At 72.1% G+C, this 13,447-nt stretch carries 12 protein-coding genes and 1 tRNA gene; 2 read left to right on the forward strand and 11 right to left on the reverse strand.

All coding sequences use genetic code 11. The annotated features are described in order from the left end of the window. Positions 1-283: 283 nt before the first annotated feature. Genes ACZ4VK_RS24835 through ACZ4VK_RS24845 form a run of 3 tightly spaced genes read right to left on the reverse strand, consistent with a single transcriptional unit; the run spans position 284 to position 3,550 of the window. Positions 284-1,975, reverse strand: coding sequence for a sensor histidine kinase (locus ACZ4VK_RS24835; protein ID WP_468355867.1), 1,692 nt, complete (start codon positions 1,973-1,975; stop codon positions 284-286). Beyond that, on the reverse strand, positions 1,972-2,688 hold the full coding sequence (locus ACZ4VK_RS24840; protein ID WP_468355870.1) for a response regulator transcription factor: 717 nt from the start codon (positions 2,686-2,688) through the stop codon (positions 1,972-1,974). The genes ACZ4VK_RS24835 and ACZ4VK_RS24840 overlap by 4 nt, the downstream gene beginning before the upstream one ends. A 58-nt stretch (positions 2,689-2,746) precedes the next feature. Further along, entirely contained in the window at positions 2,747-3,550 is an 804-nt protein-coding gene (locus ACZ4VK_RS24845) for an exodeoxyribonuclease III (protein WP_468355873.1), read from the reverse strand. A gap of 50 nt (positions 3,551-3,600) precedes the next feature. On the opposite strand from ACZ4VK_RS24845, the gene ACZ4VK_RS24850 reads away from it, so the two are divergent. After that, positions 3,601-4,080: a GNAT family N-acetyltransferase gene (locus tag ACZ4VK_RS24850; RefSeq protein ID WP_468355876.1), complete on the forward strand. Its 480-nt coding sequence runs from the start codon at positions 3,601-3,603 to the stop codon at positions 4,078-4,080. Positions 4,081-4,404: 324 nt separating this feature from the next. Here ACZ4VK_RS24850 and ACZ4VK_RS24855 read toward each other — a convergent pair. From ACZ4VK_RS24855 to galU, 7 genes are all read right to left on the reverse strand, one after another. Continuing rightward, a tRNA-Ala gene (locus ACZ4VK_RS24855) sits at positions 4,405-4,478 on the reverse strand. A gap of 95 nt (positions 4,479-4,573) precedes the next feature. Beyond that, positions 4,574-5,620 (reverse strand): divisome protein SepX/GlpR, encoded by a 1,047-nt coding sequence (gene sepX, locus ACZ4VK_RS24860; protein ID WP_468355879.1) that lies wholly within the window; start codon positions 5,618-5,620, stop codon positions 4,574-4,576. Positions 5,621-5,757: 137 nt separating this feature from the next. Beyond that, the gene (locus ACZ4VK_RS24865) at positions 5,758-6,369 is read right to left on the reverse strand and encodes a GNAT family N-acetyltransferase (RefSeq protein ID WP_468355882.1); all 612 of its coding nucleotides are present in this window, start codon (positions 6,367-6,369) and stop codon (positions 5,758-5,760) included. Next, complete coding sequence (locus ACZ4VK_RS24870; RefSeq protein ID WP_468356369.1) at positions 6,366-6,926, reverse strand: MogA/MoaB family molybdenum cofactor biosynthesis protein; 561 nt, start codon at positions 6,924-6,926, stop codon at positions 6,366-6,368. Before ACZ4VK_RS24870 ends, ACZ4VK_RS24865 begins: the two co-directional genes overlap by 4 nt. 23 nt (positions 6,927-6,949) lie before the next feature. Then, a complete protein-coding gene (gene moaC, locus ACZ4VK_RS24875; RefSeq protein ID WP_468355885.1) occupies positions 6,950-7,435 on the reverse strand; it encodes a cyclic pyranopterin monophosphate synthase MoaC in 486 nt (161 codons plus the stop codon). Positions 7,436-7,493: 58 nt separating this feature from the next. Continuing rightward, positions 7,494-8,855, reverse strand: a complete 1,362-nt coding sequence (glp, locus tag ACZ4VK_RS24880; RefSeq protein WP_468355888.1) for a molybdotransferase-like divisome protein Glp — start codon at positions 8,853-8,855, stop codon at positions 7,494-7,496. 4 nt (positions 8,856-8,859) lie between these two features. Beyond that, positions 8,860-9,771 carry a UTP--glucose-1-phosphate uridylyltransferase GalU gene (gene galU, locus ACZ4VK_RS24885; RefSeq protein WP_468355891.1) on the reverse strand — a complete coding sequence of 304 codons (912 nt, stop codon included), beginning with the start codon at positions 9,769-9,771 and terminating at the stop codon, positions 8,860-8,862. A gap of 103 nt (positions 9,772-9,874) precedes the next feature. On the opposite strand from galU, the gene ACZ4VK_RS24890 reads away from it, so the two are divergent. Then, on the forward strand, positions 9,875-10,480 hold the full coding sequence (locus ACZ4VK_RS24890) for a 5-formyltetrahydrofolate cyclo-ligase (protein ID WP_468355894.1): 606 nt from the start codon (positions 9,875-9,877) through the stop codon (positions 10,478-10,480). Positions 10,481-10,510: 30 nt separating this feature from the next. Here the strand turns inward: ACZ4VK_RS24890 and ACZ4VK_RS24895 are convergent, their stop codons facing one another. After that, the gene (locus ACZ4VK_RS24895) at positions 10,511-13,318 is read right to left on the reverse strand and encodes a penicillin acylase family protein (protein ID WP_468355897.1); all 2,808 of its coding nucleotides are present in this window, start codon (positions 13,316-13,318) and stop codon (positions 10,511-10,513) included. Between the last annotated feature and the right edge of the window lie 129 nt (positions 13,319-13,447).

The raw sequence follows: 13,447 nt of genomic DNA on the forward strand, positions 1-13,447 counted from the left end.
TCTCCCCCTCCCCCGGACGCGTCCTAAACCGCCTCCCGGCCCCACCCCCCGAAAAACAGCCGACCACCCCATTCCCCATTGAAAGCGATCGGTCCCCCCGGCAATTCTTTCTCCGCACTCGAACGAACCGGCCCGAGACCGACTGCACGTCGGTGGGCCAGGCGCAGGCGAGTCACAGCCTCACCCTGCACTGTTACGTGTCCGGCCAGAACGGCACGTGGTCGCACGTCCGTGACAACACCACCGGTGTCTCCGGCTGGATCAAGGACAGCCTGCTGAACGGTTACGGCTCCAACGCCCAGTGCTGATCCCGCACCGCGCTGCCGGCCCCGCACCGCGGGGCCGGCAGCACCACCGTGAACACCGACCCCACGCCCACCTCGGACGCCACCTCGACCGCCCCGTGGTGGTCCGCCACGATCTGCCGGGCGATGGAGAGACCGAGACCGCTGCCGCCGGTGGCCCGCCCGCGGGCCGCGTCCGCCCGCCAGAACCGGTCGAAGAGGTGCGGCAGATCGGCGGCCGGGATGCCGCTGCCGGTGTCCCTGACCGCGATCCGCACCATCTCGTCCCGCTCCGCGAGTTCGAGCCGCACCCCGCCGCCTGCGGCCGTGTGCCGGATCGCGTTGCCGACGAGGTTGCCGAGGGCCTGGCGCAGCCGGTCCGGATCCCCGTGCAGCCGTACGGTGCCGGGCCCCGCGCCCACCACCTCCAGGGCGACCCCGGCCGCCGCGGCCCGAGCGCTGTGCGCGGTCCGGCAGGCCTCGACCAACTCCCGCGCGTCCAGCGTCCTGCGGTGGTACGTGAGGGCTCCCGCCTCGGCGAGCGCCAGGTCCTGGAGGTCGTCGACGATCCGCTGCTGGAGCAGGACCTCCTCGTGGAGCGAGTCGAACAGATCGGCGTCGGCCTCGACGACCCCGTCCTGGAGGGCCTCCAGATAGCCGCGCAGGTTGGCGAGCGGGGTGCGCAGCTCGTGGGCGATGTCCCCGACGAGCCGGCGCTGCCGCTCCTCGCTGTCCTGGAGGGAGTCGGCCATCCGGTTGAAGGACCGCCCGAGCTCCCCGATCTCGTCCTTGCCCGAGGAGGGCACCCTGCGGCCGAGGTCACCCTCGCCGAGCCCCCGGGAGGCCGCCGTCAGGGCGCGTACGGGACGCAGGACGGCCCGGCTGAGGAGCAGCGCGCTGGCGAGCGCGGCGGCGCCGACCCCGCCGGCGACGAGCGCGGTCGGGCCGACGGCCAGGGCCTGCCCGGCGTCGTCCACGGCACCGAGCCGGACGGAGAGCGGCTGGGGGCCGACGGCGGCGGTCCGCTCGATGAAGACCCGGCGAAGGCAGGCGGTCGCCTCCGCGGCCCGCGGCGCGCGACAGGCGTCGGCGGCGGCCGTGTCGGCGGGCCTGATCCGGCCGGCGTCGGGCCGGGCGCAGGGGGCGCTGCCCGGCAGGCCGCCGGGGGCCTTCCCGCCGTCCTCGAAGACCGGGATCCCGAACTTGCCGGGCAGGACGTCGATCGTGTGCCCGGCCCGGGTCAGACAGGCCGCGTACGTCACACCGGCGTCGTAGACCGCGATCATGGCGGCGGTGACCTTGCGCATCGAGCCGGGGTCGAAGCTCGCGGGGATCTCCAGCCGGGGCCTCGGGTCGACGAGCAGCGGGGCCGTGGTGCCGCCGGGGCGCGGGTCCCGGCCGAGGAGCGTGTCGGAGTCGGCGATCTGCCCCTGGCTTCCTGTGCTGATCCGGATGCGCTGCCCGGTCTCCTCGCTGAGGGCCCGCACGGTGGCGGCGACGCCCTCCCAGGTGCCGTGGTTCACCCCGTACGAGTGGAGCGCCCCGGTGATCCGGGTGACGGACTGCCGGTCGGCGGCGGCGGACTCGCGGAGCTGTCCCGCGGCCTGGCGGAGGGTCAGCCAGGCGGTGGCGGCGGTGGCCGCGAGGGCGACGAGCAGCACGAGCGAGAAGACCCGCAACCGGAAACTCACGCGCCCGCACCTTCCCCGGCCGGCCCCTCGGAGAGCCGGTATCCCCGCCCGTACACGGTCTCCAGGTGGCGGGGGCGGGCCGGGTCGGGCTCCAGTTTCAGCCGCAGGTTGCGCACGTGGACGTCGACGGTGCGTTCCAGGACGTCACTGTCGAAGCCGAAGACCCGCTCGATGATCTGCGCGCGGGTGAAGACCCGTCCCGGCTCGCGGGCCAGGGCTTCGAGGAGGGAGAACTCCTTCGAGGTGAGGGCGACCGGGCGGCCGGCGACCCGGACCTCGAAGCGGGCGGTGTCGAGCTCGACGTCGCCCACCCGCAGCAGCTCGTCAGGGGCGGCCGCGCCGCGCGCCCGGGACCGGCGGAGGAGGGCGCGGACGCGGGCGGTGAGCTCGCGGGGGCTGTACGGCTTGGTGAGGTAGTCGTCGGCGCCGAGGTCGAGGCCGAGGAGCATGTCCTCCTCGGTGCTGCGCGCGGTGAGCAGCAGGATCGGGACGTCGGATCCCTCGGAACGCAGAATGCGGCACACGTCGAGTCCGTCGACGAACGGCAGCATCACATCGAGGACGACGAGATCAGGCCGTACGCTCCGAACCCGTTCCAATGCGGAACGTCCGTCCGCGACGACCTGGACGGTATTTCCCTCCCGCTCCAGATAGATCCGAATAAGCCGCGACTGCTTTTCGTCGTCCTCGGCGATCAGAATGCGCGCGCTCAACGATGCCCCCCCACCCGGTTCCGCCAATGCGTGGAGAACGGTACCGCGCGGGATTCGCCTACACGTCGTAGACGGCGGTGACGGGGGCGTGGTCGCTCCACCGCTCCTCATGGGTCGCGGCCCGCTCGACGTACGCCTTCACGGCCTTGGCGGCGAGACGGGGAGTGGCGATCTGGTAGTCGATGCGCCAGCCGCTGTCGTTGTCGAAGGCCCGCCCGCGGTAGGACCACCAGGAGTAGGGGCCCTCCTGCTCGGGGTGGAGCGCGCGCACGACGTCGACGTAACCGCCGTCGCCCTCGTCGAGCACCCGCCCGAGCCACTCCCGCTCCTCGGGGAGGAACCCGGCGTTCTTCCTGTTGGCCCGCCAGTTCTTGAGGTCGGCCTCGCGGTGGGCGATGTTCCAGTCGCCGCAGACGACGACGTCCCGGCCGTCGGCGGCGGCGCGGGCCCTGAGCTCCTTCAGATAGGGAAGGAACTCCCCCATGAACCGCATCTTCTCGTCCTGGCGCTCGGTGCCGACCTCGCCGGAGGGCAGGTAGAGGCTGGCGACGGTGACGCCGGGCAGGTCGGCCTCGACGTACCGGCCGCTGCCGTCGAACTCGCTGGACCCGAAGCCGACGCGCACCCGGTCGGGCTCGCGCCGCGTGTAGAGGGAGACCCCGGCGCGGCCCTTGGCGGCGGCGGGCGCGTGGACGGTGAACCAGCCCTCGGGCGCCCGCACCTCCACGGGCAGCTGCGCCTCCTCGGCGCGCACCTCCTGGAGGCAGACGGCATCGGCGGAGGTCCCGGCCAGCCACTCCACGAAGCCCTTCTTGGCGGCGGCGCGGAGACCATTGACATTCACGGACGTCACAGTGAGCATCCGGGGAGGATACCGACACCAAACGACCGCATACATGTACGATACTCCGCATGAACATCCAGCCGACGCCCTATGACCACCCCGACGCCGTCAAACTCGACGACGCCGTCCAGGCGGAGTACGCCGTCCGCTACGACGACGAGGGCGATGTCACACCGCTGGACGCCGGGATGTTCGTCCCTCCGCGCGGCCTCTACCTCCTCGCGTACACCCCCGAGGGCGACCCGGTGGCCACCGGCGGCTGGCGCACCCAGGACAAGAACGACGAGGGCTACGAGGACGGCGACGCCGAGCTCAAGCGCATGTACGTGATCCCCGAGGCCCGCGGCCTCGGCCTGGCCCGCCGCATCCTGGCCGCCCTGGAATCCGACGCCCGCGCGGCCGGCCGCACCCGCATGGTCCTCGAAACGGGCATAGCCCAGCCGGAGGCGATAGCCCTCTACACCTCCAGCGGCTACGCCCCCTGCCCCAAGTTCGGCCACTACCGCGACTACCCCACCAGCCGCTGCTACGCGAAGCCGCTGACCTGAGCTGTCACGTCCGGGCCAGGACCGCCCGCCAGACATCGAGCCGTTCGACCTCGCCCGTGTAGCGCGACTTGCCCCCGAGCTCCGCGTGCACCAGCGCGTACCGCCGGACGAGGTGCCTCGTCCTCGCGGAGGACGGATCGGCGGGGCGCTCCCGAATGCCACCGCGAGCCGCGTCACGCGGTACGCGGTACGCGGAGCGGTCACGCCGCCATCCACGCCCCGAACAGGCGTCGAACGACCCCCGGAACGACGAAGATCCCGCCCGATCTTACGATCGGACGGGATCTCGTCACCTTCCTGAGCTAACCCAGGAACAGTCGTCTGTGGACCTGTGGGGATTTGAACCCCAGACCCCCTCGATGCGAACGAGGTGCGCTACCAGACTGCGCCACAGGCCCTTGCGACGTGTGAAACATTAGCATCCCCGCCGGGGAGAACAAAAATCGCTTCCGCCGCAGGTCAGCCGGGGGCGGTCGCGACCCCCGGCCGGGGGTCATTCGTTGGCAGCCCGGGGGCGGTCGTCGTCCGCGTACTGGTCGAAGAGCGGGGTGCGGCCGTGGTCGCGGCCGCGGCGGGGCGGGTTCGTGCGCGGGCGTGGGGCCGGCGCGGGGGGCGGGGCCGGGTCGGCCGCCGTGGAGGAGCGGGCCGCGCTCCAGGTGTCCGGGTCCGTGATGTCGATGCCGCTGGTGGCGCGCGGGGCGACCGGGGCGGTGACGTACGTGGGGAGCGGGACCGGGACCGGGTCCCAGCTGTCGCCCCGGGCCGGGCCGCGCTCGCGCTGCTGGTCGACCCACTCCGCGTGGTCGGTCTGCTCGACCAGGGCACGGCGGTCCGCCTCCTGCGGGGAGGGGGCCTGGGAGGCGTCGGGCGCCAGTTCGGGCGTGGGGGCGGGGCGCCTGCTCTCGCGGAGCCGGGCCGCCGCCGCCTCGGCGCGCCGACGGTCCATCACGTACACGAAGCGGCGTCGCTCCTGGACCCGCAGATGCACGATGTACGCGCTGAGGAGCAGCGCGGGGACTGCCGGCGCCCACAGGAAGGGGACGCCGCCGACGGCCGCGACGACGGCGCCGAGGGTGAAGGCCGCGAAGAGGAGCGTCGTGGTGCGGCGGCGGCGCGCCAGGACCTTGCCGCGGCGGGCGCGTTCGGCGGCGGCTCCCGTGGCGGGGCGGGCCGGCGAGGGCGCGGGGTTCGGGGTGGGGTTCGGCGCGGGTTCCGGTTCGGGTTCCGGGAGTTCCAGGCGCGCTTCGGTCCTGGCCGCGGGCGCGGAGAAGGCCCGGACGTCGACCGAGCTCAGATGCTCGGTCTCCGCGTCCGGGTCCACGTCGGGCGTCGGACCCTCCGCCGTACGGTCCCGCTCCCTGAGCTCCCTGGCGTACCGGCGCTCCATGCCCGCCCGTCCGGAAAGCAGCCGGATGGCGGTGCTGAAGCGTTCCGTCGGACGGGCTTCGTTCAGCTCGTCCTGCCTGCGGAGCCACATCGGCACCAAGTAGGCGGCCCAGGCCCCGACGATGACTGCGTAGATGAGGCCGCTGCTGCTCACGCTTCACACGGTAGAGGGGTTCGCGTGACGGCATCGGCCAATTGGCCCGGTGTGTCGCACGATCTGGCTGATATCACTGAAGTTTTTTGTGATTGTTCAGATCGATTGACTGTCAACGGCCGATCGAATTCGAACACTTATCTTATTCTTGCCTGATGCCAGCGGCGCAGCAGCCCCTCCGGCACCTCTTCCACCGTCAGCGCGAAGACCAGATGATCCCGCCAGGCGCCGTCGATATGGAGATAGCGGGGCCGCAGCCCCTCCTCGCGGAATCCCAGTTTCTCCACGACCCGGCGCGAAGGCCCGTTCTCCGGACGGATGCACACCTCCATGCGGTGCAGCCCGACCGAGCGGAAGCAGTGGTCGACGGCGAGCGCGACCGCCGTCGGCATCACCCCGCGCCCGGCCACCTCGCTGTCCACCCAGTAGCCCACGTGCCCCGAGCACATCGAGCCCCAGGTGATCCCGGCGACCGTCAACTGGCCGACGAGCCGCCCCCGGTACTCGATGACGAACGGCAGCATCCGGCCCGCGTTCGCCTCGGACCGCAGATGGCGGACCATCTGACGGTACGTCGGCCGCCGCGCGACCGGGCCGCCCGGCGGAGGCGGCGGAACCGTCGCCTCCCAGGGCCGCAGCCACTCGCGGTTGCGCCGGTTCACCTCCCGCCAGGCCGCGTGGTCGCGCATCCTTATCGGACGGAGCACCACATCGCCGTCCACGAGGACGACCGGCCAGGACGGAATCACGACGGTCTCGGGTGGTCGCCGCCACGGATCTGGTCGACGGCGTGCCGGAGGATCGGCTCCAGGACGGTCAGCCCGTCCCGCACCCCGCCGGAGGACCCCGGCAGGTTGACGATCAGGGTGCCTCCGGCGACCCCCGCGAGGCCCCGCGAGAGCGCCGCCGTCGGCACCTTCTCCCGGCCGAACGCCCGGATCGCCTCGGGGATGCCCGGGATCTCCCGCTCCAGGACCCGGCGGGTCACCTCGGGGGTCGCGTCGGTGGGCGAGATGCCCGTACCGCCGGTGGTGACGATGACGTCGTACCCGGCGGCGACCCCGGCACGCAGGGCCGCCTCGACCGGCTCCCCGTCCGGGACGACCTGCGGGCCGTCCACGGCGAACCGCATCCGGGTCAGGCCCTCGGCGATCAGCGGACCGCCCTTGTCCTCGTAGACCCCGGCCGAGGCCCGGTTGGAGGCGGTGACCACCAGGGCGGAGTACGGGGCGAGGAGCGCGCCGCCGATGCCGTCGCCGAGCGCTGCCGGGGGATGCTCCTCGTGCTCGTGCTCGTGCTCGTGCACGCCCGACACCCGGCCCCCGCGCGTCACGACTCGCTCCGCGTCCAGTGGCCCGACTTGCCGCCCGTCTTCTCCTCCACCCGTACGTCGGAGATGACCGCGCCCTTGTCGACCGCCTTGATCATGTCGACGACCGTCAGGGCGGCCACGGAGACCGCCGTCAGGGCCTCCATCTCGACGCCGGTGCGGTCCGTGGTCTTCACCGTCGCCAGGATCTCGACCGCGTCGTCCGTGACCGCCAGGTCCAGGGTCACGCCGGAGACGGCGAGCGGGTGGCAGAGCGGGATGAGGTCCGGGGTCTTCTTGGCGCCCATGATCCCGGCGATCCGCGCGGTGGCGAGCGCGTCGCCCTTCGGGACGCCCTCGCCGCGCAGCAGCTCGATCACGCGCGGCGAGACGAGGACCCGCCCGCTGGCGCGCGCCGTGCGGGACGTGACGTCCTTCGCCGATACGTCGACCATGCGGGCCGCGCCCGCCTCGTCGATGTGGGTGAGACCTTGCTGCGTGCTCATCGCCGTGACACTCCCGGTCGCTGTATGGGGACGACACCGTACCCCCACCCTCGCCCCCTCAGCCGAGGAGGACCACTTCCAGGGGCGTGCCCGGCTCCACGGTCTCGGTGTCCTCCGGGACCACGAGCAGGCAGTCCGCGTGGGCGAGGGCCGCGATCAGGTGGGAGCCGGCGCCGCCCACCGGGGTGACCGTGCCCGCCTGCGGGTCGTACGTCCCCCGGAGGAACTGCCGGCGCCCTGCGGGTGACGACAGCGCCTTGTCGGCGACGAGCTCCGCGCGCACCCGGGGCCGGTGCAGGTCCTCGACGCCCATCAGGGCGCGGATCGCGGGGCGGACGAACAGCTCGAAGGAGACGTACGAGGAGACGGGGTTGCCCGGGAGTGCGAGGAGCGGGATCTGCTCGGCGCCGATCGCGCCGAAGCCCTGCGGCTTGCCCGGCTGCATGGCCAGCTTGCGGAAGTCGACCTGGCCGTCGGCGGTCAGCGCCTCCTTCACCACGTCGTACGCGCCGACGCTCACCCCGCCCGTGGTCACGATCAGGTCGGCCCGGATGAGCTGGTCCTCGATGGTGGCGCGCAGCGACTCCGCGTCGTCGGCGACGGCGCCCACCCGGTAGGCGAGGGCGCCCGCGTCCCGCGCGGCCGCGGCGAGGGCGAAGCTGTTGGAGTCGTGGATCTGGCCCTCGCCCAGCGGCTCGCCGGGCTGGACCAGCTCACTGCCGGTGGACATGACGACCACGCGGGGGCGGGGCCGCACCCGGACCGTGCCCCGGCCGATCGCCGCGAGCAGGCCGATCTGCGGCGGGCCGAGGACCGTGCCGGCCGCCAGGGCCAGCTCCCCCGCCCGTACGTCGCTGCCGCGCGCGCGGACGTGGGCGCGGGCCTCGGCGGCGCGGTGTACCCGGACCTCGCCGGCCGCGCCCTCGGGGGCGGCGCTCGCGGCGGCCATGCCGGTGGCCGCGCCCCCGCCCGTGCCGCCGTCGGTCCACTCGACGGGGACGACGGCCTCGGCGCCGGGCGGCAGCGGGGCGCCGGTCATGATGCGGGCGGCCTGACCGGGGCCGACCTCGGGCAGTCCTTCCGCGCCCGCGGCGACGTCCCCGATGACGGTGAGGACGGCGGGGTACTCCTCGGTGGCACCGGCGATGTCGGCGACCCGGACCGCGTACCCGTCCATGGAGCTGTTGTCGAAGGGGGGCAGCGCGACCGGCACCGTCACGTCCTCGACGAGGACGCAGCCCTGCGCGTCGAGGAGTTGCAGTTCGATGGGTTCGAGCGGGCCGACGGTCGCGAGGATGTCGGCCAGGTGCTCGTCCACCGACCACAGACCGCGGGCAGGGCCCGCGCAGGGGTCGGGCGCGCCCTTCTCCCGGTCGTCGTGGTCGTCGTGGGACGGCGACGGTGCCGTGCTGCTGCTCAAGGTTCTACATCTCCTCGCTGACGTATCTCCGGAGCCAGGACCGGAAGTCCGGCCCCAGATCTTCACGTTCGCACGCGAGTCTGACAATGGCACGCAGATAGTCACCGCGGTCACCGGTGTCATAGCGGCGGCCCTTGAACACGACTCCGTGCACCGGGCCGCCGATCTTCTCGTCCGAGGCGAGCGTCTGCAGGGCGTCGGTCAGCTGGATCTCCCCGCCGCGGCCCGGCTCGGTCTCCCGCAGCGTCCCGAAGACGGCCGGGTCCAGTACGTAGCGGCCGATGATGGCGTAGTTGCTGGGCGCCTCGTCCGCGTCCGGCTTCTCGACCAGGTCCGTCACCTTCACGACGTCCGAGTCGGCGGTCGGCTCGACGGCCGCGCAGCCGTACAGATGGATCTGGGAGGGCTCGACCTCCATGAGGGCGATCACGCTGCCGCCCTCCCGCTCCTGGATCTCCACCATCCGCGCGAGCAGCGGGTCGCGCGGGTCGATCAGGTCGTCGCCGAGGAGGACCGCGAAGGGCTGGTCACCGACGTGCGGGGCGGCGCAGAGCACGGCGTGGCCGAGGCCGCGCGGGGCGCCCTGGCGGACGTAGTGCATGGTGGCGAGGTCGCTCGACTCCTGGACCTTGGAGAGGCGTTCGTCGTCGCCCTTCCGGCTCAGGGCCTCCTCCAGCTCGTAGTTCCGGTCGAAGTGGTCCTCCAGGGGACGCTTGTTCCGGCCGGTGATCATCAGGACGTCGGAGAGACCGGCCGCGACGGCCTCCTCGACGACGTACTGGATGGCCGGCTTGTCGACGACCGGCAGCATCTCCTTCGGCGTCGCCTTGGTCGCCGGGAGGAAGCGGGTGCCGAGGCCGGCGGCCGGGATGACAGCCTTGCTGATCCGGCCGAGCCTGGGGAGCGACTGATTCATACGAGCACCTTAGTCGTTGGGAATGAGAGGAAGATGTGGGTTCGGTTAACTTCCTCCGCATAAAGACAGTTGCAAGCGTTTTGCGTATACACACGAGGCCGTCATGACCCCTGAGATGTCCGAAAAGACCCTGCTGCGCAGTCGACTTCTGGGCGTCCGCGCCGCCCTGGACGCCGCCACCCTGACGCGGACGGCCGAGGCCCTCGCCCGACACGGAGTGGAGTTGTCCGAGCTCACCGAGGCGTCCACCGTCGCCGCCTATGTGTCGGTGGGCCGCGAGCCGGGCACGCGCGCGCTGCTCGACGCGCTCCACGCGCGCGGGGTGCGGGTCCTGCTGCCCGTCCTGCTCCCCGACAACGACCTGGACTGGGCCGCGTACGAGGGTCCCGAGCGGCTCGCGAAGGCCCGCAGGGGCCTCCTCGAACCGATGGGGCCCCGGCTCGGTCCGGACGCCGTGTGCGCCGCGGACGCCGTCCTGCTGCCGGGGCTCGCGGTCGACGCGCGCGGGATGCGACTCGGGCGGGGCGGCGGCTCGTACGACCGGGTGCTCGCCCGGCTCGCACGCGCGCGCAAGGACCCCGCCCTGGTGGTGCTCCTCTACGCGGACGAGGTGGTCGCCCGGGTCCCGGAGGAACCGCACGACCACCCCGTGCACGCGGTGGTGACCCCGGAGGGGGTCACCCGCTTCTCCGCGGCGCCCACGGCTTGAGGACCGGCGTGGCCCTCGTGGCCGCGGCGCCTACGGCTTGAGGACCAGCGTGTCCTTCGTGGCCGCGTCGACCGCCGCCTTGCCGTAGGGCCAGTCGTAGAGATCGCCCCTCGCCCAGGCGTCCGTCTGGTCGGTGTAGTGGGAGTGGAAGGCGTGGCCGGAGGCCCCGGTCAGGTTGATCCACCGGGACCTGTCCCAGTCGCCGACGTTGACCACCATCCGCATCGACGGCACCCAGATGACCTCGTAGCCGCCGGCCGCGTTCCAGCCGGTGGCGTCGACGGCCGCCTCGCCGCCGCCCAGGTTCCACGGACCGCGGTTGAGCATCCGCCGTACGGCGTCGGGTCCGGCGGTGCCGAGGGTCTGGTTCTCGAGGGTCAGCTGGTGCAGCCGGCCCCAGCTCCAGGTGGAGACGTCCTTGCCGAGCTTGGCGGTCAGCTCCCAGCGCGCGTCCTTCATGGCGCGGGCGAGCAGCTGGTCACGGGTCTCGGTGGCCTGGTCGGTGCGGTTGCCGGGGGTGACCCACCACTCGCTCTTCTCCTGCTTGAGGAGCGGCCGGACCACCTCGTACCAGCGGTCGCCGCCGTCCGGCTGCGCCGAGTCGGGGTCGCGCTGGCCGCACTCGCGGACGAGCTTGTTCTGCTCGTCGACCGGGCCGGTGGCGTCGGCCGGGCGCACGTTGATGCAGTCGCCCTCGGCGCGCAGTTCCTTGGGCAGCTTGTCGCCGAAGGACAGCTTGAGGACGTTGCGCCAGACCGCGTTGAAGTAGGCGGCGGCGGCCGAGTCGGGTTCCTGGGTGTAGTCCCAGCCCTCCAGGAGCTTCTGCGCCTCGCGGACGTACGGGTCGGCGATGTCGATCTTCAGCAGGAGCGGGTTGAGCAGGGTCGCGATCTCGCTGCGGTTGTCCGTCTGCATGGTCCGCATGTCGTCCGGCGAGATCTTTCCGCCGTCCTTGGTCTTCGACTCGATGAGGTCGTTGATCCGCTGGCTGCGGGAGCCGTAGCCCCAGTCCTTGGTGAGCAGGTCGGGGTAGGTCTTCGGGTCGATGACGGCCTGGTTGGCGGTGACGATGTAGCCGCGCTCCGGGTCGTACTCGTAGGGCAGCTTCTCGAAGGGGATGTACCCCTTCCACTGGTACGAGGAGTCCCAGCCGGGCGCCGGGACGGTGCCGTCGAAGCCCTTGGAGCGCTGCGGGATCTTGCCCGGGGACTGGTAGCCGATGTGGCCCTCGGTGTCGGCGTAGACCAGGTTCTGCGAGGGGACCTCGAAGTTCTTGGCGGCGGCCCGGAAGGTGGCGAAGTCCTTGGCGCGGTCGATCGCGAAGATCGCGTCCATCGACCTGCCCGGCTGGAGGGCGGTCCACTGGAGGGAGACGCCGTAGCCGGTGCTGCGGTCGGGGGCCGAGTTGCCGACGGGGGCCTTCTGGCCGACCTTCTCCAGCTCGGCGGAGCGGTCGGAGACGAGCGGGCCGTGGCCGGTGGAGCGGACGGTGATCTTCCGGTCGCTGCCGCCGGCGACCTTGATGGTCTCCTCGCGGGTGATGAAGGGCTTGGTCTTGCCGTCGACGAGGTAGCCGTCGGGGCCGATCTTCTCCAGGAAGAGGTCGGTGACGTCGGCGCCGAGGTTGGTGAGCCCCCAGGCGATCTTGTCGTTGTGTCCGATGATCACACCGGGCATGCCGGAGAAGGTGTAGCCCGAGACGTCGTAACGGCAGGTCGCCGAGACCGAGCGGCAGTGCAGACCCATCTGGTACCAGAGGGACGGCAGCTGGGGCGCGAGGTGCGGGTCGTTGGCGAGCAGCGGCTTGCCGGAGGTCGTGTAGTCGCCCGAGACGACCCAGGAGTTCGAGCCGATGCCGTTGCCGTTGGGGCCGAGGAGGGCGGGGATGCCGTCGAGGACCTCGGAGAGCGCCCCGAGCTGGGACTCGATGCCCTGCGAGGAACCGGAGGAGTCAGAGGAGCCGGAGCCGGAGGAGTCACCGGAGCCGGAGGAGCCGGAGGAGCCGGAGGAGTCCGGGCCGGTGCCCGGGGTCTCGCCGGTGGTCGCCCCGTCGCCCTCGTCGCCCTTCGCCTTCGGGTCGAACTTCCCGCTGTCCTCGTCGACCGCGCCCTGACCGACGATCGGCTGGTGGAGCGCGTACGGGTACTCCGGGTACAGCTGCTTGATCTGGCTCGCGCTCAGCCGGCTCGTCATCAGCGAGCGGTCGATCTCGTCCTGCATGTTGCCGCGCAGGTCCCAGGCCATCGCCTTGAGCCAGGCCACCGAGTCGACCGGCGTCCACGGCTCGATCGCGTAGTCGTTGGTGAAGGCCAGGGCCGCGTACTCGACGGAGACGTCGGCGGGGTCCCGGTCCTTCAGATAGGCGTTGACGCCCTCCGCGTACGCCTGGAGGTACTTCTTCGTCTCGGCCGACAGGACCGTGTCGTACTCCTGCTGCGCGACCCGGCGCCAGCCGAGCGTGCGCAGGAAGGAGTCGGTCTCGACCTGGCTCTCGCCGAACATCTCGGAGAGCCGGCCCGCGGTCACGTGCCGCCGGACGTCCATCTCGTAGAAGCGGTCCTGCGCCTGGACGTAGCCCTGGGCGCGGAAGAGGTCCGTCTCGTTGTCCGCGTAGATCTGCGGGACGCCGTTCGCGTCGCGCTTGACCTCGACCTCGCCCGAGAGCCTGTCGAGCCGGATCTCGCCCGTGGTCTGCGGGAACGAGGCCCGGACGGTGCTCACACCCCAGTACCCGCCGTATGCGACGCCCGCGACCAGGGCGAGGACCAGGACGAGGAGGATCAGGCGGGCGCGCCGCCCTTTCTTCTTGGCGGGAGGCGCGGTCGTGTTGGAGGGCATCGCTGTCCTTCGAGGGGCAGGGTGGTCCTGGAGTACGGGAGCAACCTTAGGCGCAGCGTCCGAACGGCCCGGACGCGGTGTCAGGAAGAGAACCGTACGGATGATCGAGGGGACGCAAAGAAGGCGTCA

It is taken from the genome of Streptomyces sp. NPDC028711 (assembly GCF_055565415.1).